General features: G+C 45.8%; 21 protein-coding genes and 1 tRNA gene. 7 read left to right on the top strand and 15 right to left on the bottom strand.

Annotation, left to right across the window (positions count from 1 at the left end):
• Window positions 1-137: 137 nt before the first annotated feature.
• The 5 genes from ACFS25_RS30450 (at window position 138) to ACFS25_RS30430 (ending at window position 5,354) form a co-directional block, all read left to right on the top strand.
• Window positions 138-2,045, top strand: a complete 1,908-nt coding sequence (locus tag ACFS25_RS30450) for a sensor histidine kinase (RefSeq protein ID WP_381508781.1) — start codon at window positions 138-140, stop codon at window positions 2,043-2,045.
• A 36-nt stretch (window positions 2,046-2,081) separates the two neighbouring features.
• Entirely contained in the window at window positions 2,082-2,792 is a 711-nt protein-coding gene (locus ACFS25_RS30445; protein WP_381508780.1) for a response regulator transcription factor, read from the top strand.
• Between the two features lie 77 nt (window positions 2,793-2,869).
• Entirely contained in the window at window positions 2,870-3,841 is a 972-nt protein-coding gene (gene hemB, locus ACFS25_RS30440; RefSeq protein ID WP_381508778.1) for a porphobilinogen synthase, read from the top strand.
• Entirely contained in the window at window positions 3,838-5,190 is a 1,353-nt protein-coding gene (locus tag ACFS25_RS30435) for a dihydroorotase (protein ID WP_381508776.1), read from the top strand. The genes hemB and ACFS25_RS30435 overlap by 4 nt, the downstream gene beginning before the upstream one ends.
• Window positions 5,191-5,270: 80 nt before the next feature.
• Window positions 5,271-5,354: transfer RNA gene (locus tag ACFS25_RS30430), tRNA-Leu, on the top strand.
• 40 nt (window positions 5,355-5,394) lie between these two features.
• Here the strand turns inward: ACFS25_RS30430 and ACFS25_RS30425 are convergent.
• The 13 genes from ACFS25_RS30425 to rpmG form a co-directional block, all read right to left on the bottom strand.
• Window positions 5,395-7,065: a hypothetical protein gene (locus tag ACFS25_RS30425; RefSeq protein WP_381508774.1), complete on the bottom strand. Its 1,671-nt coding sequence runs from the start codon at window positions 7,063-7,065 to the stop codon at window positions 5,395-5,397.
• Window positions 7,066-7,105: 40 nt separating this feature from the next.
• A complete protein-coding gene (locus ACFS25_RS30420) occupies window positions 7,106-7,882 on the bottom strand; it encodes an ABC transporter ATP-binding protein (protein ID WP_381508772.1) in 777 nt (258 codons plus the stop codon).
• Window positions 7,883-7,975: 93 nt separating this feature from the next.
• A complete protein-coding gene (locus tag ACFS25_RS30415) occupies window positions 7,976-8,989 on the bottom strand; it encodes an aspartate-semialdehyde dehydrogenase (RefSeq protein ID WP_381508770.1) in 1,014 nt (337 codons plus the stop codon).
• A gap of 81 nt (window positions 8,990-9,070) precedes the next feature.
• Window positions 9,071-9,766, bottom strand: coding sequence for a hypothetical protein (locus ACFS25_RS30410; RefSeq protein WP_381508768.1), 696 nt, complete (start codon window positions 9,764-9,766; stop codon window positions 9,071-9,073).
• 83 nt (window positions 9,767-9,849) lie between these two features.
• Complete coding sequence (locus tag ACFS25_RS30405) at window positions 9,850-10,443, bottom strand: 5-formyltetrahydrofolate cyclo-ligase (protein ID WP_381508766.1); 594 nt, start codon at window positions 10,441-10,443, stop codon at window positions 9,850-9,852.
• A gap of 48 nt (window positions 10,444-10,491) precedes the next feature.
• Window positions 10,492-12,039 (bottom strand): bacillithiol biosynthesis cysteine-adding enzyme BshC, encoded by a 1,548-nt coding sequence (gene bshC, locus ACFS25_RS30400; RefSeq protein ID WP_381508764.1) that lies wholly within the window; start codon window positions 12,037-12,039, stop codon window positions 10,492-10,494.
• Between the two features lie 97 nt (window positions 12,040-12,136).
• A complete protein-coding gene (locus ACFS25_RS30395) occupies window positions 12,137-12,334 on the bottom strand; it encodes a HepT-like ribonuclease domain-containing protein (RefSeq protein WP_381508961.1) in 198 nt (65 codons plus the stop codon).
• Window positions 12,335-12,445: 111 nt separating this feature from the next.
• Entirely contained in the window at window positions 12,446-12,751 is a 306-nt protein-coding gene (locus tag ACFS25_RS30390) for a nucleotidyltransferase family protein (protein ID WP_381508762.1), read from the bottom strand.
• An 8-nt stretch (window positions 12,752-12,759) separates the two neighbouring features.
• Window positions 12,760-14,067: a 30S ribosomal protein S12 methylthiotransferase RimO gene (gene rimO, locus ACFS25_RS30385; RefSeq protein WP_381508760.1), complete on the bottom strand. Its 1,308-nt coding sequence runs from the start codon at window positions 14,065-14,067 to the stop codon at window positions 12,760-12,762.
• 71 nt (window positions 14,068-14,138) lie between these two features.
• Window positions 14,139-14,477 (bottom strand): hypothetical protein, encoded by a 339-nt coding sequence (locus ACFS25_RS30380; RefSeq protein ID WP_381508758.1) that lies wholly within the window; start codon window positions 14,475-14,477, stop codon window positions 14,139-14,141.
• Window positions 14,478-14,793: 316 nt separating this feature from the next.
• Complete coding sequence (gene ftsY / locus ACFS25_RS30375; protein ID WP_381508756.1) at window positions 14,794-15,750, bottom strand: signal recognition particle-docking protein FtsY; 957 nt, start codon at window positions 15,748-15,750, stop codon at window positions 14,794-14,796.
• A 177-nt stretch (window positions 15,751-15,927) separates the two neighbouring features.
• Window positions 15,928-16,083: a DUF4295 domain-containing protein gene (locus tag ACFS25_RS30370; RefSeq protein ID WP_012929818.1), complete on the bottom strand. Its 156-nt coding sequence runs from the start codon at window positions 16,081-16,083 to the stop codon at window positions 15,928-15,930.
• A 75-nt stretch (window positions 16,084-16,158) separates the two neighbouring features.
• Window positions 16,159-16,344 carry a 50S ribosomal protein L33 gene (gene rpmG, locus ACFS25_RS30365; RefSeq protein ID WP_012929817.1) on the bottom strand — a complete coding sequence of 62 codons (186 nt, stop codon included), beginning with the start codon at window positions 16,342-16,344 and terminating at the stop codon, window positions 16,159-16,161.
• A 138-nt stretch (window positions 16,345-16,482) separates the two neighbouring features.
• On the opposite strand from rpmG, the gene ACFS25_RS30360 reads away from it, so the two are divergent.
• Window positions 16,483-17,703 (top strand): NADH-quinone oxidoreductase subunit D, encoded by a 1,221-nt coding sequence (locus tag ACFS25_RS30360; protein WP_381508753.1) that lies wholly within the window; start codon window positions 16,483-16,485, stop codon window positions 17,701-17,703.
• Between the two features lie 41 nt (window positions 17,704-17,744).
• On the opposite strand, the gene hpt is transcribed toward ACFS25_RS30360, so the two are convergent.
• Window positions 17,745-18,272, bottom strand: coding sequence for a hypoxanthine phosphoribosyltransferase (gene hpt, locus ACFS25_RS30355; RefSeq protein WP_381508752.1), 528 nt, complete (start codon window positions 18,270-18,272; stop codon window positions 17,745-17,747).
• Window positions 18,273-18,399: 127 nt separating this feature from the next.
• Between hpt and ACFS25_RS30350 the strand changes: the two genes are divergently transcribed.
• Window positions 18,400-19,614 carry a tetratricopeptide repeat protein gene (locus ACFS25_RS30350; RefSeq protein WP_381508750.1) on the top strand — a complete coding sequence of 405 codons (1,215 nt, stop codon included), beginning with the start codon at window positions 18,400-18,402 and terminating at the stop codon, window positions 19,612-19,614.
• 78 nt (window positions 19,615-19,692) lie between these two features.
• Here ACFS25_RS30350 and ACFS25_RS30345 read toward each other — a convergent pair whose 3' ends face one another.
• A complete protein-coding gene (locus ACFS25_RS30345) occupies window positions 19,693-20,163 on the bottom strand; it encodes an Lrp/AsnC family transcriptional regulator (protein WP_381508748.1) in 471 nt (156 codons plus the stop codon).
• Between the last annotated feature and the right edge of the window lie 67 nt (window positions 20,164-20,230).

The raw sequence follows: 20,230 nt of genomic DNA, 5'->3' as shown, positions 1-20,230 counted from the left end.
ATCGATTGATACTGGGGTTGTTAAAGTTTGTTAACGAGCCAATTAGTAGCTAACTCGATTCGTACTTTTACTAACAGTTGTTACTGTTTTCTTATAGATGGAAAAGCTGGACAAAGGTTGCATGAGCAAGCAAAAAAATGTCTAAAGAACGCATACGCTGGATTGTCGCGCTGATGGCTATCGGGCTATTGGGACTGGTAGGACTGCAATTATACTGGATTAGTAGTGCGTTGCAGTTGCAGAAAGAACAGTTTGCATATAAAGTGACCGATGCCTTGCAGGAGGTCGTCCGAACGCTGGAGCGACAGGAAATTGTTTACCTGACCAAGCAGCGCATTCAGACACGCGAACAACAGAATCGGTTAATGGCTATCGCCAAAAAAGAAGGTCGGTCGGGCACCAAAGTGGCCGATGAACACCAGATTGCGGGTAATGAGTCTACGTATCCGGCCCAAATAAAACAAGCTCATTCATCAGCAGGCACACGGCAAGTGCTGCCGCCCGGCATGACACCAGCTGGTGCTGTAGTAGTTCAATCTGACGCGTTACAACCCATTGTGCGCCCACTCTCGGCTGAACAAATGGCTGTCGTCGAAGAGTTTTTTCACCAGCAAGATGAGCTTATGGCTGTTGGCGACTGGCAAACACAGTTAGCTCAACAACAGCAATTTGACCATTGGGTCGAGAATGTATTGAACAATGAACTTAGCCGTATTAATAACCAGGTGGGGCAGGATTCGTCTGTTCGTGCGGCCAGAAACCGAATTCGGCGGGCTACCCAACAGCGGAAATTACAAGCGGGCAATACACTGGTACCTGCCAAGCCCGGTTTCCCAACTCGTCCGGTAAGTATGAGTCAGCATCGGGCTGAAGAGCAATCGCACATGATTAAAGATGTGCTTAAGGGCTTGCTTTTGTCCGACAGACCCATTGAAGATCGTGTTAACCGGCTGGCACTCGATACGTTACTCCGACAGTCGTTGGCTGAGCGGGGCATTAATATTCCGCTTGCCTATGCTGTTCGAACCCGCCAACGGCCCCGATTTCTGTTCACGTCAATGGGAGTCGAAGCACAGCAGTTTGACGAAAATGGGTATAAAGCGGCCCTGTTTCCAAACAACTTACTCGAAACGGGTAATTATGTCTATGTCTATTTCCCGACGCAGCAGCAGTTTATACTAGGCCGCTTAGGTTTTACTTTTGGCGCATCAGTGGTGATGATTCTGGTTATTCTCGCATGTTTCTACATCGCTATCAGCACGATTGTCCGACAGAAAAAATTGGCTGATATCAAGAATGATTTCATCAATAATATGACCCACGAGTTCAAAACGCCTATTTCGACTATCTCGCTAGCGGTCGAAATGGCGCAGGAACAACTTCGGGGCGACGAAGAAGATGGGCGTAATTCATTGACGCAACTCGAGCCTGCCAGACTAACCCGCTATATGGGTATTATCCGGGATGAAACACGGCGGTTAGGTTCACATGTTGAAAAGGTATTACAAATGGCTTTGCTGGATAGGGGAGAGATTAAACTCAATCTATCACCCGTGAACGTACATGATGTTATCGAAAAAGTGCTGAATAATCTGGGACTGCAAATTGAACAGCGTGGGGGTGAGGTCGATCTTCACTTCGATGCTGACCGGGAAGTAGTGGAAGCTGATGAACTGCACTTGACCAACATCGTTTATAATCTCTTGGACAACGCCCTTAAATACTCGCCCGAAAGTCCATACATTACACTTAGCACACATAGCCTTCCCGAAGGGTTATCTACACCGGGCACATCCATGCCGGGCGTTAGTATTACGGTAACCGACCAGGGATTGGGCATGACGAAAGATCAAACCAGCCGAATTTTTGAGAAGTTTTACCGGGTACCAACTGGTAACCGACATGATGTAAAAGGATTTGGGCTGGGACTGAGTTATGTAAAAAAGATGATTGACGAACATCACGGCCAGATTATGGTCGAAAGCCAGCCAGGAAAAGGCAGCTCATTTGAGGTCATTTTACCGTATAAACAACCTGTACAGTAACCCGTTTTTTATGACGGGAATCTGTTAACCGACATTATGCCAACCATTCTCCTCGTTGAAGATGACCCGAATCTGGGCCTGTTAGTGCAGGAATACCTGACTATGAAAGGGTACACTACCGACCGTGCTACCGATGGTAATCAGGGTCTGCAACTATTTATGGCGGGAAAATACGACCTATGCATCTTCGACGTGATGATGCCGAAAAAAGACGGATTTACGCTGGCGAAGGAAGTCCGAATGGACCACCGTGATGTGCCAATTATTTTCCTGACGGCTAAATCGATGCAGGAAGATACTATTCAGGGGTTTAAGGTTGGCGCCGACGATTACATGACCAAGCCCTTCAGCATGGAAGAGTTGCTGCTAAGAATTCAGGCGATTCTTCGTCGTTACCAACGCTCAGCCGAATCGATAGAGCCGACTACGTACCAAATTGGCTCATTCTCATTTGATTATCCCCACCAATTGCTTACCCGAGCTACCGAAGATAAGTCGGCTGATGCTACAGAATTGCTGCCGCAGAAACTGACCAGTAAGGAATCGGAGTTATTAAAATTGCTGGCACAGAACCTGAATCAGCCGGTCAGTCGTAGTTTTGCCTTGAAAATGGTTTGGGGCGACGATTCATACTTCAACGCCCGAAGCATGGACGTGTACGTAACAAAACTGCGCAAATACCTCAAAGAGGATTCAACGGTTCAGCTTGTTAACGTACATGGCGAAGGATTCAAACTGATCGTCTGATGACTGTATTAGTTGTTGTCTCTAAACCGGGGCTGATGCTAACGGAATCATCATCCGGGAACCGAAAATTGTAAATAATGAACTTAATTCGTCGTCCGCGTCGGAACCGCCAATCGGCTGTTATCCGCGATATGGTACAGGAAACCCGCTTGTCGGTCACTGATTTTATTTTGCCGGTTTTCATCACGGAAGGTAAAAATGTTCGGTCAGAAGTATCGTCCATGCCGGGTATTTACCGGTTCTCATTAGATCTGCTGCTCAATGAAATTCAGGAATGTGTTGACCTCGGAATCAAAACGTTTGACCTGTTTCCTAACCTTTCCGAATCGAAGAAAGACAAATACGCCACTGAAAGCTATAATCCCGACGGGTTGTATCTGCAAACTATCCAGACGATCAAAAACCGCTTCCCCGACGTAGCTATAATGACTGATGTGGCGATGGACCCCTATAGTTCAGACGGCCATGATGGGATTGTTGAAAATGGTAAAATTCTTAATGACCCAACGCTGGAAGTTTTAGGCAAAATGGCTCTCGCACAGGCCCAGGCTGGTGCCGATATTGTTGGCCCATCTGATATGATGGATGGTCGTGTAGGCTACATTCGGCAAGTACTGGATGAGGGAGGCTTTCATGAGGTGGCCATCATGTCTTACGCGGCTAAGTATGCGAGTGCTTTCTACGGTCCCTTTCGCGATGCGCTCAATTCGGCACCGAAGTTTGGGGACAAGAAAACGTATCAAATGAATCCGGCTAATAGTCGGGAAGCGCTTATTGAGGCCCAGCTTGATTTCGAAGAAGGGGCTGACTTCCTGATGGTGAAGCCCGCCTTAGCGTATTTAGATATTATTAAACTGCTGAATGATAATTTCCATTTGCCCATTGCTGCTTACAATGTCAGTGGCGAATATGCAATGATCAAAGCTGCCGCACAAAATGGCTGGCTTGATGGCGAACGCGCTATGATGGAATCACTTATGGCAATTAAGCGAGCGGGAGCCAATGTTATTTTGACCTATTTTGCAAAGGAAGCAGCCCGACTCTTATGACTAAACTTCTGATTCGTAATGCCCGATTAGTCAACGAGGGGCAAATTATAGAGACCGACGTATTAATAGAAAGCGGGTTTATCTCCCAAATTAAGCCGGGCTTATCTGACACGGGTACTATCCAGATTATTGATGCCAAGGGAAAGTATCTTTTGCCGGGTGTTATCGATGACCAGGTGCATTTTCGAGAACCCGGACTGACCCATAAAGCTACAATTCAATCGGAAGCGCGGGCTGCTGTGGCGGGAGGTGTTACCAGCTTTATGGAAATGCCCAACACCGTTCCGAATGCGCTAACTCAGGAATTGCTTGCCCAGAAATACGCTATTGCCGCGTCTACGTCGCTGGCTAATTACTCGTTTTTTATGGGAGCATCGAACGACAATCTCGATGAGGTCCTGCGAACGAATCCAGATACTGTTTGTGGTATTAAGGTATTTATGGGCTCATCGACGGGCAGTATGCTGGTTGATAATGAGCAAGTTCTGGACGGGTTGTTTCGTCAAAGTCCAATGCTCATTGCCACCCACTGCGAAGATGAAGCTACTATACGGATCAATACAGAACGATATAAGCGCGAGTATAGTGACCAGACTGGACCACGTCAGGCTACAGCGGCTCTGCATCCGCTTATTCGCAACGAAGAGGCTTGTCTGAAATCGTCGTCTCTGGCTGTGGAATTGGCCCGGCAGCACAATGCCCGGTTGCACATACTACACATTTCAACCGCCGACGAACTGATTTTATTCGACAACAAACTTCCCCTTACTGAAAAACGTATTACGGCTGAAGTTTGCGTGCATCACCTCTGGTTCGACAGTGACGACTACGCAACGCTGGGGAACCAAATCAAGTGCAATCCAGCCATCAAAGCCCCGCATCATAAAGTAGCCTTGCTGGCCGCGTTGATAGATGACCGCCTGGATATTGTTGCCACCGACCATGCTCCACACACGTGGGCCGAAAAACAGCACCCTTATTGGCAGGCTCCGTCGGGTTTACCATTAGTGCAACACCCATTGTTGATGATGCTTGAGTTTGTTGAGCAGGGTAAGCTATCTCTCGAGACAGTTGTTCGTAAAATGTGTCACGCCCCTGCCGATTGCTTCCAGATTGACCGACGGGGCTATGTCCGTGAAGGCTATTGGGCCGACCTCGTTCTGGTCGATATAGCCCAGCCGACAACTGTTTCCTCCCAAAACATTCTGTATCAGTGCGGTTGGTCGCCATTGGAAGGGCATACGTTTGGGGCTAGTATAACGCATACGATTGTTTCGGGTAAATTGGTTTATGAAAACGGTCAGTTTATGACTAACCAGCCGGGTGAGCGGTTATTATTTGTCCGATAAAATCGAAAAATTTAGCTAAAAACCTTGTACAATCAGGTTGACGAACCGTATCTTTGCAGTCCCAATACGGGGAAATTCCTGCCGAAGTGGTGAAATTGGTAGACACGCACGTTTCAGGGGCGTGTGTCTTTACGGACATGCGAGTTCGAGTCTCGCCTTCGGCACAAGAGCCTGTTAGCAATCGCTGACAGGCTCTTTGCTTTATTACCCCATCTCAACCCTTTCCCAACTCGTCTTCTTATATTGGTGAAGTATATACCAGAAGGTAAAGACAGATGCCGGAATCGCTACCCACACACCATACGGCACTAGTGTTAGACCGAAGTGCGAAAGACCAACAATGGCCAAAACAATACTGACTAATAATCCACGAGCCGTATTATTTTGTTTCAGAGCATCTGGCGCTACCGAAAACGGCATATAGCGTGTTGACAATAAAGCCGCGCTAACGAGCATTATTAATGAGTTACTGAACGCCAATAACACGTCATTGATTTTGTCGAGGCCGTAGCGGTAAAGAATGTAACTCGCCAGTAAAGTATAGAAGGGAATCAAAAGCTTTATTATCAAAGCTTTTAACGATCCCGAAAGCACATCGCCGGGAGCTTGGATAGGAGCACTGCCGTAAATCCAGGATGCCTTATAATTATCTGAAATGCCCAGTTGATACTGAGCTACCATTACATAAAGACCCGCGAAATAAAGAGCGAAAAGATAAAAGAAACCGCTTGACCCGATGCTCCGACTCTGAAATGACATGGCTACGACGTAGGCAAGTCCGAAGCCCAATTGAGGATATGTTTTGAGTTTGAATTTACGATCTCGGCCAGTTATGCGCCATGTAAATGTAAAAGCGGCTCGTTCGAGTGCATTAGTCGTAGCCCAGGTAGCTAGTTTCTCCAGCCAGTTCGTTCTGACCGACTGTGTTCGTGGAGCTGAAAGAGGTGATGCTTCAGACTGGCTTTCGTTATCAATACCACTTAATTTCTGCGTAAAATTGGCCGTTAAAAAACGGTTCATGAACCACAAACCGGCAAATGGCATCAGCAATGCCAATGAGCCAAAAATTATGTGGGTTGAGTCTAGTATAGGTTGAATGAATACATCGACGGTAGCCGCCATCCACATAGGTGGAATCAGATAATGCCACCATGTATGTTCGATAGTTTGTGTTAATATTTCCCGGGAATCGATCAGGCGTGGCAGGAGTTGATAGCCTCCGTAGAATAGTACGGCCATCACAATCTGGAAATAGTTGATAACCTCGCGTAGCTTCTCTTCATTGATGAAACGCATCAGTACCAAATAGAATACGTTGGTTAGGAAGACCATCAGTACCGCCGATAGCAGACTCATTGTTAGGAACGTTAATGCCGCTAACGCGCCAAACCGGTACCCAATAACCAAAACGCCACCCACCGACAATGATAAAGCAATGGCAAATAAGTAGCTGCTAATGTGCACGATTCGAGCTAGCCATAGGGTTCGGCTGCCAACGGGGCGGGGCAAAATAATCTGATTATCGGAGGAGTCTAGAATGACTGATGAGAAATCGGAGATAAGCGTCATGGCGCACAGGGCCATGATGTAAGAAAATTGTAAGGTGAGCGGAAAGAATAGCATATCTCGCTCTGGGGTCGACAGCATTGCTAAGCTAATAAGTCCACCCACAAGGGTGTAGATACCCAAAACACGGGTAAAATTGCTGTTGCTTTCAGCTGACGGTTTACCGTAACGGCCCAAACTAACGAGGCTCCGGCGGTTATCCATTATCAGTTTTACCTGTACTATAGCCCGCAATTGACCATAGTCAGCGCCCAGTAACCGAAATAACGATTGAACCCGATCAAGGAGCCAAAGAATAAGCGTAGTCATAATGTTGTTGCCGGGCTGGCATTCCAGCATGGCAAGAAGGTCAATTTTTGAGTGCGTGGATAAATTCTTCGGCTATATCCGTTTGACCGTTGCTGCCGGTGAGTTGGGCAAACAGTTGTTCGAGCGATTCGGGTCGTTGGTGCTGTAATTCGGCAAAGGTGCCATCGGCAATAATCTGACCCTGATTGATAATAATAATTCGGTCCGAAATCTTCTCGACCACATCCATAATGTGTGAGCTGTAGAAAATTGTTTTACCGCTAGTAGCCAACTGCCGCATTATCTCTTTGACCAACACAACGGCGTTAGCATCCAAACCCGAAAGGGGTTCGTCCAGAAAAATGACATCGGGGTTATGAAGCAATCCTGAAATGAGCAGAACTTTCTGCCGCATACCCTTCGAAAAGGTTGTCATGCGGGCATTGGCATGGTCGCTAAGCTGAAACAGGCGCAGCATTTCAAGGGCTCTGCGTTCAATATGAGTGGTATTTAAGTCGTACAACTGTCCAATAAACTGTAAGTATTCTATCGGTGTCAATGTGTCGTACAGAGCTGCGTTTTCGGGAACGTAGCCAATGCGACGTTTTATTTCAAGCGCCTGTGTTCTTACATCCATGCCCAGCACAGTAGCTTCACCCGTATAATCGGGAAGCATACCAATCAGGATTTTGATCGTTGTCGACTTCCCCGCACCGTTGGGGCCAATGTAGCCCACTATCTGACCGGGAGACACGCTTAGGTTAATACCTTTCAAAACAGGCGTTGACCCGTATGATTTATAAATGTTCTGTAGTTGGATAACGGGCGTCTGATTCATTAACTATGAGCTGTGTTCTCACGAAATCTACGCAAAAAGTCCCGCTCAGCAACAAGCTAAACGGGACTTTCGGTAAGTTGACAGGAAGAATGGTTATGCAACCATTTCTTCACTTTCCACTAAGTTATGTTTCACTAGGTATTCCGCAATTTGCACAGCGTTGGTCGCGGCTCCTTTGCGGAGATTATCTGCCACAATCCACATGTTCAACGTTTTGGGCTGGCTCTCATCGCGACGTATACGACCGACAAATACCTCGTCTTTGCCGTGGGCCGTTAGGGGCATTGGGTAAATTTTATTAGCCGGATCATCCTGCACAATGACGCCTTCGGCATTGGTCAGGATATCAACGACTTCGCTTAGGTCAAACTCGTTTTCAAATTCGACATTCACCGCTTCGGAGTGACCCCCGATGGTTGGAATACGAACTGTTGTCGCCGTAACTCGGATTGTGTCATCACCCATGATTTTCCTGGTTTCGTTGACCATTTTCATCTCCTCTTTTGTATACCCATTGTCGAGGAAAGAGTCAATATGCGGTAATACATTCAGGTCGATTGGATGCGGGTATACTTTATCAACACCCTGTTTTCCCGTACGTTCAGCAAAAAGTTGATCAACAGCCGCTTTGCCTGTCCCCGTCACCGATTGATAGGTTGAGACGACAATGCGTTTGATTTTGTACCGATCGTGAAGCGGTTTCAAGGCCACAACCATCTGAATAGTCGAGCAATTTGGATTAGCAATAATTTTGTCTTCCGGCGTCAGCGTGTTCGCGTTGATTTCAGGTACGACTAATTTTTTGCTGGGGTCCATGCGCCAGGCTGATGAATTGTCAACGACCGTGATTCCAGCTTCGGCAAATTTTGGAGCTAGAGCAAGCGACGTACTGCCACCGGCGGAAAAAATCGCAATGGCAGGTTTGGCAGCAATAGCGTCCTCAAAGCCAACAACCGTGTAAGATTTACCCTTGAACTCGACCTGTTTACCAACCGAACGCTCGGAGGCAACGGGAATGAGTTCAGATACGGGGAAGTTACGTTCTGCCAGAACCTTCAGGATTTCGCTACCGACTAAACCAGTAGCCCCAACGACTGCGATTTTCATAATGATTTGTGCAATTGATTAGAGAATTGACCGTAAAAATACGGCAAAAGTTTGACGGACAGGAATTATAGTCTAAAAAAGTTAGAAACGTCCATGTAAACCAAGCCCCGAATTAGATAAGGATGAGTAGGGTGTTATCTGCCACGATATGCCACGTTGTTTTAAGGCTCTGTTATAGTATTGCACCGAACGCCGTACATGCTGACCGGGTATATTTAACCCCCAGCCGATCCCTGCCATAATTGCACCGCTCAATAATGTAAGTCCTCCTGCCGCGTAAGTATTTTGTCGCTGAGTGTCAATCCCAGTCTGGTAACCGGCAATTTGCCCGCCATACACTACGCCACCGGAAGACCCACTACAGGCATAACCCGTCGGACAAACATACGGTTGTTGAATTGTAAACTTTCCGTCGGCCCCCGGCCCATTCGATCCCATAATTATTGCGCCGACAATTATTGACGTAAGTCCACCCGCAATGAGCCAGGCTCCAGCTTTCCGGCTGTTGATATAGGCATTAAATTCGTGCATAGCCTCTGGATTACCCGAAGCCATAATATATGGTCCCAAATCTTTTGCCCGCCGAATATCAAGACCATCATACGTATATTGTGTCCGAACACTTCTGCCATAACGGCCGTAGTTGGCTGGCAACAAATCACTTTCAATATGCTTGAGATTCTCCTGACGATACGGTAATAAGGACGGTGCGAGGGAATCTGTCTGTGCCCACAGCCTAAATGGATAGATGAGTAGAAGAAGCAGAAATTTTTTCATAGTAGTTGTTAAATTCTAAAGAAAGCTAACAAATACTGTGACTTGTAGGCATTAAAATATGAATAAATATTGATTAAATATTCTTAATTGAAGGTATAGTCCTGCACTGGCGTTATACAAATAGTTAATGGAATATCAGTGGGCTCGGCATCGTCAATTGCCTCAACCGGTTCAAAAAGCGATAAGCCAACTTTCAGACAATCTGGCCGAGAATGAGATAGAAAACGGTCGTAATATCCGCCACCATAGCCAACACGATGGCCTTGTTGATCAAAGACAAGTAAAGGAACAAGAACAATACGGAAATCAATTGGAGACAAGGGTTGATAACCCTGAGTTGGCGGTTCTGGGATGCCCCAGCGATTTTCTACGAGTGGTGTTTCGGGCGAAATTAAATAATGACCTAGCGTACTCTGAGCAGTATCGGTGACTGGCACAGCAATTTGAATATGCTTGAAAGCCGCCCATAAATGACGAATAATTAGCCACGTATCAACTTCGTTCGTTCGCTGGATTGGTAGAAATGTGTGAAGCATAACTGGTTCGGTAACCAGTTTGGTTTTAACCAAAAAATCGAAAAAAAGCTTTCCAATCAACTGGCTACGATGCTCAACCTCACGCGCTGTTAGGGCTTTGCGTTTAGTGAGATACTCACGACGTAAGTCGACCTTGTTCATATATTAACCACCGATTGGACCGAATCGATCGGTGTGTAGCGGTTTGGTTTACTCTAAACAAAGCTGCATTCGATAATCGAACGGATCGAATGCCGACAGCATTTTTTGTAGAAACTGGCGGTCGTTCAGGTAAAATGTCAGAAAATTTTCACTTCGTTCCTGTGGGCCTCCATTGGGGAAGAGGTCATCTTTAACCGCTAGTAATTGCCGGATACCCGTTTCTTGATTGCGTTCTTCAGCCCGTCGCATTTTCTTTTCAAGTCGGACAATGGCATTTGCAAATCGCTTTGTCTCGGCTAGTACGGCCTTTTCTAACGTTGGATCAACCATCTGCGCTTTGTGTAAAATAGCGTCGAGAGCTTTATGAACGGTCTTGTTTTCATTATCGAACTTAAGCGTATGGCGGGTGTGGATATCAACATATTCACGCTTAAGTTTGAGCTTATCCTGAAATAATTCTTCTGGTGTAAGGCCTAATTTGCAGATTCGTTTCGAACTCACAGCCGAAACATACATGGCGAAATTGCGTGGCATCAATAGTGGAAATGGCGTCTGATAATGCTCAAATACGCTCTTCAATTGCAGCCAGTACGGTACTTCTGACGGACCACCAATATAAGCCAGGTTAGGAAGAATAGTTTCCTGATATAGCGGACGTAGAACTACATTCGGGCTAAACTGCTCAGGATGTTTATCTAACAGATCCAACAACTCATCTTCCGAAAATTTCAGCTTAGTGTGCAACACCCGGTATGTGCCATCTTCCTTGCGCTCTATACGCTCGCGGAGTTGATCATCCAAGTAAAACAAGTTGATGTCGCGCGGGGCAATGACTGTTTTATAACCCATGCCTTCCAACAGATCGGTCTGCTCATGCACCAGTTCGCCTGATTTCTGCTGCGTTAGTTCGTCTCGCATGATGGGAGCGAAAACACGTTTCAAATCGGCATTGTCGGCATCCAAACACACCAGACCGTCTGCTCCGAATAGCTCGTTAACATAGTAGCGAGCAGCATCGGCAAGTGTAGTGTGTTTCAGGTAAGCGGCCTCAAACAGAGATAGTTTTTCGGGAATCTGGGCGAAAAGGGCTTTTAATTCCTGTGGATTCATGCGGCCAACTGCTCCCCGCTGTTCTGTTTGCCAGGCATAATTTTTACCCAGTAGCGTAAAATGGTTAATTTCAGCGAAGTCATGGTCTTCGGTCGCCATCCAGTATACCGGCACAAAATTATAGCTGGGATAAACTTCTTTTAATTGCCGGGCCAGATTTATGGTCGTGATTAATTTGTAGATAATGTAGAGAGGCCCCGTAAAAATATTGAGCTGGTGGCCTGTCGTAACCGTAAACGTGTTGGGCTGGAGCAACCCCGAAAAATCGGGCTTTGTGTCTATATTCTGGTATTGTTGTTCGAGCACATCAACCAAAACCTGTCGTTTCGACTCGTCGAATATTTTATCGTTTAGTTGATCTTTAAACGCAGATTTGTCAGGAAAACGACCGTAGAATGGTTTTAGACTATCTTTATCGGTAATGTAATCAAGGAAAAGGGGAGAAAACTGGCCGGTTGAGACAAGCGACAGGTACTGACAGTTCATGCGGTAGGCGGGGTTGCGTTTACCGGATTTTAACAACGAAAAAACCCGCAAGGTTCGACAGTGTCTCACAGGATTAACGTTCGTAGGTATTGACGGATTATAAAGTAGTGAGAATATAGGTCAATTGCGTTTTCAAATTAGGGATATCGTCAGTAATGACATCCCAAATGAGTGCCGAATCAACGCCAAAATATTCATGTACCAAGATGTGCTGTAGGCCGGTGATTTTACGCCATTCGACTTCAGGAAAGGCGGTCCTAACCGACGAATCGACGTGATTACAAGCTTCACCAATGATTTTAAGTTGTTTAACACAGGCAAACTTGCCAAAAACTTAGCAAAGGATTGATCAGCTATATAATCCTCAATTTATACGATTGCATCAAAGGCATGTTCAATACGTTGTTTATCGCCGAACCGACCTTTCATAAATGAGCTGTTTGTGTTGGTCAATGAAAGGACGAATACGAGAAGACAATCCGTTGGCAGATACTAAATCGACGGCCTTGTTTAGACGTTCTTCCAAGTCAAATTTCATCCCGACAAATTGTAAGCCAATAGGGCGGCTGTAATCCAGCTCTACAAGTAAATCAAGGTCACTTCGCGAATCGGCATCGCCCCGCGCATACGAGCCAAAAATGAATGCACGCACTACCGGTTTGTCTTGCAAGTAATGGCTAATGACCTCTAATTCGCTTGCTATCAGTTTCATACAGCTATTTAAACAACTTCTCCGTACAAATCAAACTCCTCGGCCTTGTCAATGCGTACATTGGCGAAATCGCCCAAACGGACATATTGCGTGGCAGGTATTAACACTTCATTATCCACTTCGGGCGAATCAGCTTCGGTACGACCGATAAAATAACCGCCTTCTTTCCTATCGAACAAGACTTTGAACGTCTGTCCAACTTTTTGCTGGTTTAATTCCTGGGAAATTCCCTGCTGAATCTCCATTAATTCATCGGCACGTTCCTGCTTTACGTCGGCTGGAACATCATCAGGCATAGTAAACGAGTGTGTATCGTCTTCGTGTGAATACGTAAATACACCTAAACGGTCGAAGCGCATCCGCTCCACAAAATCGTATGTTTCCTGGAACATAGCGTCTGTCTCGCCGGGGTGACCCGTAATCAACGTAGTGCGAAGGGTAATGCCCGGCACCCGCTCACGAATAGTTTGAATCAGATTCTCGGTTTTCTCGCGGGTAATCCCCCGACGCATGAGCTTCAGCAGTTCGGTCGAGCCGGTTTGCAACGGCATGTCTAAATAGTTGCAGACATTTGGCCTGTCGCGCATCACATCTAGTACTTCCAGTGGAAAACCTGATGGATAAGCATACTGCAACCGAATCCAGTCAATGCCTTCTACATCGGCCAATTGGTCAATAAGATCAGCTAGGTTACGTTTTTTGTAGATGTCAAGCCCATAATAAGTCAAATCCTGAGCGATCAGAATCAGTTCTTTAGTACCACGCCGAGCGAGTGAGCGAGCTTCAGTTAACAGCTCCTCTATGGGGCGAGATACGTGAACTCCGCGCATGAGCGGAATGGCACAGAATGAACACGGCCGGTCGCAACCTTCGGCTATTTTAAGATAGGCGTAATGAGTTGGCGTTGTCAGCAGCCGTTCGCCAACGAGTTCGTGCTTGTAGTCTGCACGAAGTGTTTTCAGCATCCGGGGCAATTCGTTTGTGCCAAACCAGGCATCAACGGTGGGCATTTCAAGTTCGAGTTCGTCTTTGTAACGGTGTGAAAGGCAACCCGTTACGTAAACTTTATCAACTATGCCCGCTTCTTTTGCATCTACGTAGCGCAGAATTGTGTTGATGGATTCTTCCTTAGCATTATCAATAAATCCGCACGTATTAATGACAACGATATTAGCATCATCTTTTTTCGACTCGTGCGTTACGTTCATGCCGTTGCCTCTGAGTTGAGTGAACAGCACTTCTGAGTCTACTAAGTTTTTTGAGCAACCGAGCGTGACGATATTGATTTTATTGGTACGTATTCCTTTGGTTTTCATACAAGTAAGGCGGATAATAATCCGCTTCGGATGGCATCACGGGTTTTCACCGCATTGATAGCCAACATTATTTAAAATACAGCTTGATACGTAATGGCTACCGTCACCGTAACCGAGCGGTTTCTGGAGACATTGACCGGAAAAATATTGTTATGCGAATCTGACAGATTTGCATATAAACCCTTAGGCTCCCGAACTAATACGGAGTAATGACCCACTGGCAGACTCACACAAAACTTTCCATCTTTTCCCGATTTAACAGTCTGGATGGGCTTCGCTTCTCTAACAGAGTTAATGAAGCCATTTTCACTTGCATCCACCTGACTACTGTTCAACAGCGGGAAAATCAGGACTTCGCGTTCAGCGGGTGACCCGTTGGGGTTCGACTGTGGAGAATCAGGGCTAGGCATATAGTTACCACGTTTTACAACAACCATCCCGCAGATTCCTTGCTTAACAATCGACTTAGCTGGTTTTCGTCGGGGGTGTTTCTGGGCTGAAACGGTCAATGAAAAACATACTATCAATAGGTTGATTATGAGTAGCGCCAACCTGCTTACCGTAAACCGTTTAATGTGATTAGTCATAATCCAGGCTCTCGTTTTACGTCATCAAGCGTATGCCATGAAGGTGTTCTACTCTTAACGTTTAATGCATGCGCTTCGTCGAGAAAATTTTCAAGGCTATTGTGCTTACCTGAGAATACTAACTGCTTGGCTACTATGCTCATTTCTTGAAGAATGAATCCACAAACTCCATTTTGTTAAAGACCTGCAAATCGTCTATTTTTTCACCGACACCAATGTATTTGACCGGAATCTTAAACTGCTCCGAGATGCCAATGACGACCCCACCTTTTGCGGTTCCATCTAGTTTTGTGATGGCCAAAGCTGTGACTTCCGTTGCTTTAGTGAACTCGGTTGCCTGAATAAACGCGTTTTGACCCGTTGACCCATCGAGCACTAAAAGCACTTCGTGGGGCGCATCGGGGGTGAATTTTTGCATCACACGCTTAATTTTGGTCAACTCGTTCATCAGGTTAACCTTCGTGTGAAGCCGTCCGGCAGTGTCGATAATAACAACGTCGGCACCCGTTTCTGTCGCTTTTTTCACGGCGTCGAATGCAACCGCCGAGGGGTCGGTGTTCATGCCGTGCGAAACTACCGGAACGCCTACGCGGTCGCCCCAAAGTTTTAGCTGGTCAACAGCCGCAGCCCGGAAGGTATCGCCCGCACCTAGTATGACTTTTTTGCCCCGTTTGTGAAATTGCGCAGCCAGTTTACCAATGGTTGTCGTTTTACCAACGCCATTGACACCCACAACCATAATCACATAGGGTTTCTTGCCAGCGGGTAAGGAAAAATCATCGGCGACATCAACGGTATTATTATCTGAAAGTAGAGACGCAATTTCTTCACGGAGAATGCGGTCTAGCTCGTCGGTACCCACATATTTATCACGGGCGACACGTTCTTCAATCCGGCGAATGATTTTAACCGTCGTTTCAACCCCTACGTCCGAAGAAATAAGTACGTTTTCAACTTCATCCAGAACCTCTTCGTCAACGGTTGCTTTTCCAACGACCGCCCGGCCAAGTTTAGAAAAAAAACTATCTTTTGTTCTCTCTAAACCTTTGTCGAGCGTTTCTTTTTTTTCCTTTGAGAATAAACCAAATAAGGCCATAAGGTATTGTCAGTGAGGTGGTCGGTTATCAGTAAGGCAGTTTTATGGTTACGTAATTACTCACTGACTGGCTGACTCGCTACCTGACCTAACTGTTTTTTTATAAAAAAAGTCCCACAGAACCGTTGAAGGCTGTGGGACAAATGTCTTTGTGCAGGAAGCTAACCTTTGTAGTGCCTAGCTTTTCAGCGCAGCCTGTACTTCGTCAACCGGGACCATTTCTTCTTTGAAGGTATAAGCGCCAGTTTTAGGCGACTTTACGGCTTTAATAATTTTGGCAAATGCCTTGCCGTTATCCTTCGTTTTCAGGGTTGCAACTACCTTTTTTGCCATGTCTCGTAGTGGTTAGAGGCAAGTGGTTAATGGATGGAGTCTTTGTCTGACCTCTGTCCACTAATCACCAACCGCTTATTTAATTTCTTTATGCAGCGTTACTTTTTTAAGGAACGGATTGTATTTCTTCCGCTCAATACGAGCCGGTGTATTCTTCCGGTTTTTCGTAGTAATGTACCGGGACATGCCAGGAACACCGCTGTCTTTCTGTTCGGTGCACTCCAGAATAACCTGGATTCTATTGGCGCCTTTCTTTGCCATTGCTAAAGTTCGTTTTCTCGATAAGGAGGGCAAAGGTACGAAATGCCTTTCACTTCGCAAAGGGCTGATTAATAAAAAGTAAGGATTTGCTGTAGACTTTTGGCTTTCGCCCGCTAGCTTTCGACCTTTGACGTTGTCATGAACACGCAAACGATACAATACGAATACGCACCGGGTCATTTTCAGGCGTCGGAGCCCAGTGTTTACTCGCCCGAAATGCTTGACGAAGGCGAGATGATCTTAAACATGGGACCGCAGCATCCATCAACACATGGCGTGTTGCGAATGGAAGTTGTTACAAATGGCGAAATTATTGTTGATGTGGTGCCGCACCTCGGCTACTTACATCGCTGTTTCGAGAAACATGCCCAATCATTACCGTTCAACCAGACCATTCCATTTGTAGATCGGCTCGACTATCTGGCGGCTATGAATTCCGAGCATGCGTTTGTGATGGGCGTAGAACGGATGCTTGGTATCCAGAATGATATTCCCAAACGCACTGAATATATTCGGGTACTGGTAGCTGAATTAAATCGTATCGCGGCCCATTTTGTCGGTATTGGTACGTATGCGCTTGATATTGGGGCTTATACGCCTTTCCTCTGGCTTATGCGCGACCGGGAACATATTCAGCGGCTTCTTGAATGGCTCACTGGTGCCCGGATGCTCTATAATTACATTTGGGTAGGAGGTTTGTTTTACGACCTTCCTGTGGGCTTTGAGGAACGCTGCCGGGAGTTTGTTGCTTACCTCAAGCCTAATATGGTTGAGCTACAACAAATAGTTATTGAAAACGAAATTTTTATTAAACGGACTGCCAATGTTGGCGTATTGCCCTTGACTGTAGCAATTAACTATGGTTGCACCGGCCCAATGTTACGCGGGTCAGGACTGCGGTATGACCTTCGTCGGGTAGATGGCTACTCCGTTTACCCCGAACTGGAATTTGATATTCCAATTGGTGAAGGCAAAATGGGAACCGTTGGTGATTGCTGGGACCGGAATAATGTTCGGGTACAGGAGTGTCATGAGTCCATTCGCATAATCGAACAATGTCTTGACCAACTCTTGGGAGACCACAAGCGTACCCGCGATTATGATCCGCAGGCCGTTGTGCCAAAGAAAATAAGGCCGAAGGCAATGGATTTTTACGCCCGTGCGGAAAGTGCCAAAGGTGAACTTGGCTTCTTTTTTCGAACGGACGGAAAATCGGATGTGCCAGTGCGTTGCAAAGCCCGGTCTTGCTGTTTTCATAACCTTTCGGTTATCAGTGAGATCAGCCGGGGAGCCATGCTAGCCGATCTAGTCGCTATTATTGGGTCTATTGATGTCGTAATGGGGGAAGTGGATAGATAGCTGGTACTCAACGCCAACACTTCAACCCTACTTCAACCCTGTTACGCCAGCACGAAAATATCCTGTGTATTGCGTCCTAAACCATCATAATCTAAACCGTACCCTACAACAAAGCGGTTTTCAATCTCAAAACCAACGTAGTGCAAATCGAGAGGTTCTTTCAACGCGGTTGGCTTAAACAATAGAGTGGCAATCGTAAGCGATGCTGGTTGCTTATCCCGGAGTTGCTTGCATACTTCATGCAACGTAAATCCAGTATCAACAATGTCTTCGACAACAATCAGGTCGCGCCCTTCAATAGATTCATTAAGACCCAGAATCTGTTTAAGCTGACCGCTCGATTCGGTTGCCGCATAAGACGCAACCCGAATAAAGGTGATCTCGCAGGCAATGGTTAATTGTTTGGCCAGATCAGCGGCAAACAAAAACGCTCCGTTCAGAACGACTACAATCAGCGGCCTTTTGTCGGCGTACTCTTGATTAATTTGTTTAGCTAATTCCTGAATACGCTCTTGGATAGCATCAGCGGGAATAAACGGAACAAACGTTTTGTCTTTAATAGTTATCATAACAACGTCTTGGGCCTCAAAGATACACTGTTGCTGAGGTAGTGGGCAAAAGTTTACCAAAAAATAAGCACAAGCAAACGGTCCGATGCTGTATTACGTTGATATACTAACAAAGCTAGTTTAACGAATGAAAAAGATATTGTTGACGGTATGGCTTACCGGTCTGGTTACTCTGGTGCAAGCCCAACTCTACGACCCGTCGGCGTTTGATAAAAAATATGATGGTCTGCTCAAGCACCCCGGCGTTCAGATTGAATCGGCGGAGGCTATCAACCAGATGTATAATTTTAAATTCTACGATGCTGACAAAGAGTTTCGGTGGTTGCGGGTGCGGTACCCCAAACATCCGATGCCCTACTTTCTGATGGGCCTTGCTGAGTGGTGGAAAATTGTGCCCAACACCGACATAACCGATTACGATACTCAATGCATAGCCTACATGGATACGACCATTGCGCTGGCTGAAAAACTATATGACAACAGCGAGAATAAACTTGAGCCGGCATTTTTTCTAGCCGCTGCTTATGCCTTCAAAGGGCGTTTATACTCAGAACGCAAAAAATGGGCAAAGGCAACGTTTGCTGGTAAAAACGCGCTCAAATATTTCGAGAAGTGCAAAGGCAACGCCGATTTTAGTCCCGAACTACTATTTGGCGATGGTATGTACAACTATTACGCGCAATGGATTCCAGAAAACTATCCGCTTTTGAAGCCGATTCTGATGTTTTTCCCTAAAGGGAATAAAGTAAATGGGATCAAAGAACTAGAAAAAACGGCAAATTCAGCTTTCTATACCCGCGTGGAAGCCCGCTATTTTCTGGTTCAGATATATAGCATGGAGAATCAATATGATAAGGCTTATGAAATGTCGAAATACATGAATGAGCAATATCCTGATAACCCATTTTTCGAGCGATATTTTGCCCGGTCGGCCTTCGTTACAGGACGCTTAGCCGAAGCCGAGCGGCTTTCCAAAGATATTTTAGTCAAGGTTGATCGTACGCAATCAGGCTACGAGGCTGTTAGCGGTCGAACGGCGGCTTATATCCTGGCATATGTTAACCATCTGTTTTACAGAAATTTACCACAAGCAAAAATATACTATCAGAAATCAATTGATTTTGCTAAACAAACCAACTCCACGAATGCGGGTTACTACTGGTCGTCTGTGTTGGGGCTGGCAAAGATTGCGACCGACGAGAAGAACTATGACTTGGCTCAGTCCTACTTTAACGAAGTGATGGACAAAGCTGAGCGAAAATCCAGCCAGTATAAAGAAGCTAAAAAGGCGATGGATGATGCGAAGAAATCGCGCCGGGAAGAGCGGAGAAAACGAAAGTAACAAGATTTATATATGATATAGGATGTATGGTATTTATGAGTATTCTGCTAAAGGATCATACATCCTATATCACATTTATCAAGGAATTGGCAGCACTTTGCTTTCCTTAAAAGTAGACATGATAACCATTGTCTGTGTGCTGGCGACCTCATCGATTTCGTTGATAACGTCTAGCATCAACCCCTGGTAAGAAGCGATGTCTTTGGCAATAACTTTGAGCAGGAAGTCTCCAGATCCAGTAATGTGGTGACACTCAATGATTTCAGGAATTTCATTGACTTTTTCTACAAACGACATTGTCGTTTCCTTCTTATGCCCTACCAGCGTAACCATTACAAACGTTGTAACACCGAGACCAATTTTCTCGCGGTTTAACTGAGCGTGGTAGCTTTGGATAATACCCGATGTTTCAAGTTTCTTAACGCGTTCGAGCGTCGGTGCGGGAGAGAGGCCAATTTCTTTGGAGAGCTGAGCATTGGTGATTTTAGCGTTGGCTTGCAAAATCTCTAAAACGTTGCGATCTATCTGATCTAATTTGTGGCTCGACATAAATGATGCAGTCTGTTAATACTTAGTTACAAGACGGTACAAATCTACTATCTTTTGAAATAGAAAA

The organism is Spirosoma flavum, assembly GCF_042686045.1.
GTDB classification, from domain to species: Bacteria; Bacteroidota; Bacteroidia; order Cytophagales; family Spirosomataceae; genus Spirosoma; species Spirosoma flavum.
The sequence above is the reverse complement of the archived record's forward strand: the minus strand, read 5'-3'. Positions and strand labels throughout refer to the sequence as shown.

Coding starts and splice junctions, on each gene's coding strand:
- ACFS25_RS30410 (WP_381508768.1), bottom strand. CDS start 9,766: ATGAAAAAATTTCTGCTTCTTCTACTCATCTATCCATTTAGGCTGTGG.
- ACFS25_RS30425 (WP_381508774.1), bottom strand. CDS start 7,065: ATGACTACGCTTATTCTTTGGCTCCTTGATCGGGTTCAATCGTTATTT.
- ACFS25_RS30435 (WP_381508776.1), top strand. CDS start 3,838: ATGACTAAACTTCTGATTCGTAATGCCCGATTAGTCAACGAGGGGCAA.
- ACFS25_RS30415 (WP_381508770.1), bottom strand. CDS start 8,989: ATGAAAATCGCAGTCGTTGGGGCTACTGGTTTAGTCGGTAGCGAAATC.
- ftsY (WP_381508756.1), bottom strand. CDS start 15,750: ATGGCCTTATTTGGTTTATTCTCAAAGGAAAAAAAAGAAACGCTCGAC.
- ACFS25_RS30405 (WP_381508766.1), bottom strand. CDS start 10,443: ATGAACAAGGTCGACTTACGTCGTGAGTATCTCACTAAACGCAAAGCC.
- ACFS25_RS30390 (WP_381508762.1), bottom strand. CDS start 12,751: ATGAAACTGATAGCAAGCGAATTAGAGGTCATTAGCCATTACTTGCAA.
- ACFS25_RS30345 (WP_381508748.1), bottom strand. CDS start 20,163: ATGTCGAGCCACAAATTAGATCAGATAGATCGCAACGTTTTAGAGATT.
- ACFS25_RS30350 (WP_381508750.1), top strand. CDS start 18,400: ATGAAAAAGATATTGTTGACGGTATGGCTTACCGGTCTGGTTACTCTG.
- ACFS25_RS30450 (WP_381508781.1), top strand. CDS start 138: ATGTCTAAAGAACGCATACGCTGGATTGTCGCGCTGATGGCTATCGGG.
- ACFS25_RS30420 (WP_381508772.1), bottom strand. CDS start 7,882: ATGAATCAGACGCCCGTTATCCAACTACAGAACATTTATAAATCATAC.
- ACFS25_RS30370 (WP_012929818.1), bottom strand. CDS start 16,083: ATGGCAAAAAAGGTAGTTGCAACCCTGAAAACGAAGGATAACGGCAAG.
- hpt (WP_381508752.1), bottom strand. CDS start 18,272: ATGATAACTATTAAAGACAAAACGTTTGTTCCGTTTATTCCCGCTGAT.
- ACFS25_RS30380 (WP_381508758.1), bottom strand. CDS start 14,477: ATGCCTAGCCCTGATTCTCCACAGTCGAACCCCAACGGGTCACCCGCT.
- rpmG (WP_012929817.1), bottom strand. CDS start 16,344: ATGGCAAAGAAAGGCGCCAATAGAATCCAGGTTATTCTGGAGTGCACC.
- ACFS25_RS30445 (WP_381508780.1), top strand. CDS start 2,082: ATGCCAACCATTCTCCTCGTTGAAGATGACCCGAATCTGGGCCTGTTA.
- rimO (WP_381508760.1), bottom strand. CDS start 14,067: ATGAAAACCAAAGGAATACGTACCAATAAAATCAATATCGTCACGCTC.
- ACFS25_RS30360 (WP_381508753.1), top strand. CDS start 16,483: ATGAACACGCAAACGATACAATACGAATACGCACCGGGTCATTTTCAG.
- hemB (WP_381508778.1), top strand. CDS start 2,870: ATGAACTTAATTCGTCGTCCGCGTCGGAACCGCCAATCGGCTGTTATC.
- bshC (WP_381508764.1), bottom strand. CDS start 12,039: ATGAACTGTCAGTACCTGTCGCTTGTCTCAACCGGCCAGTTTTCTCCC.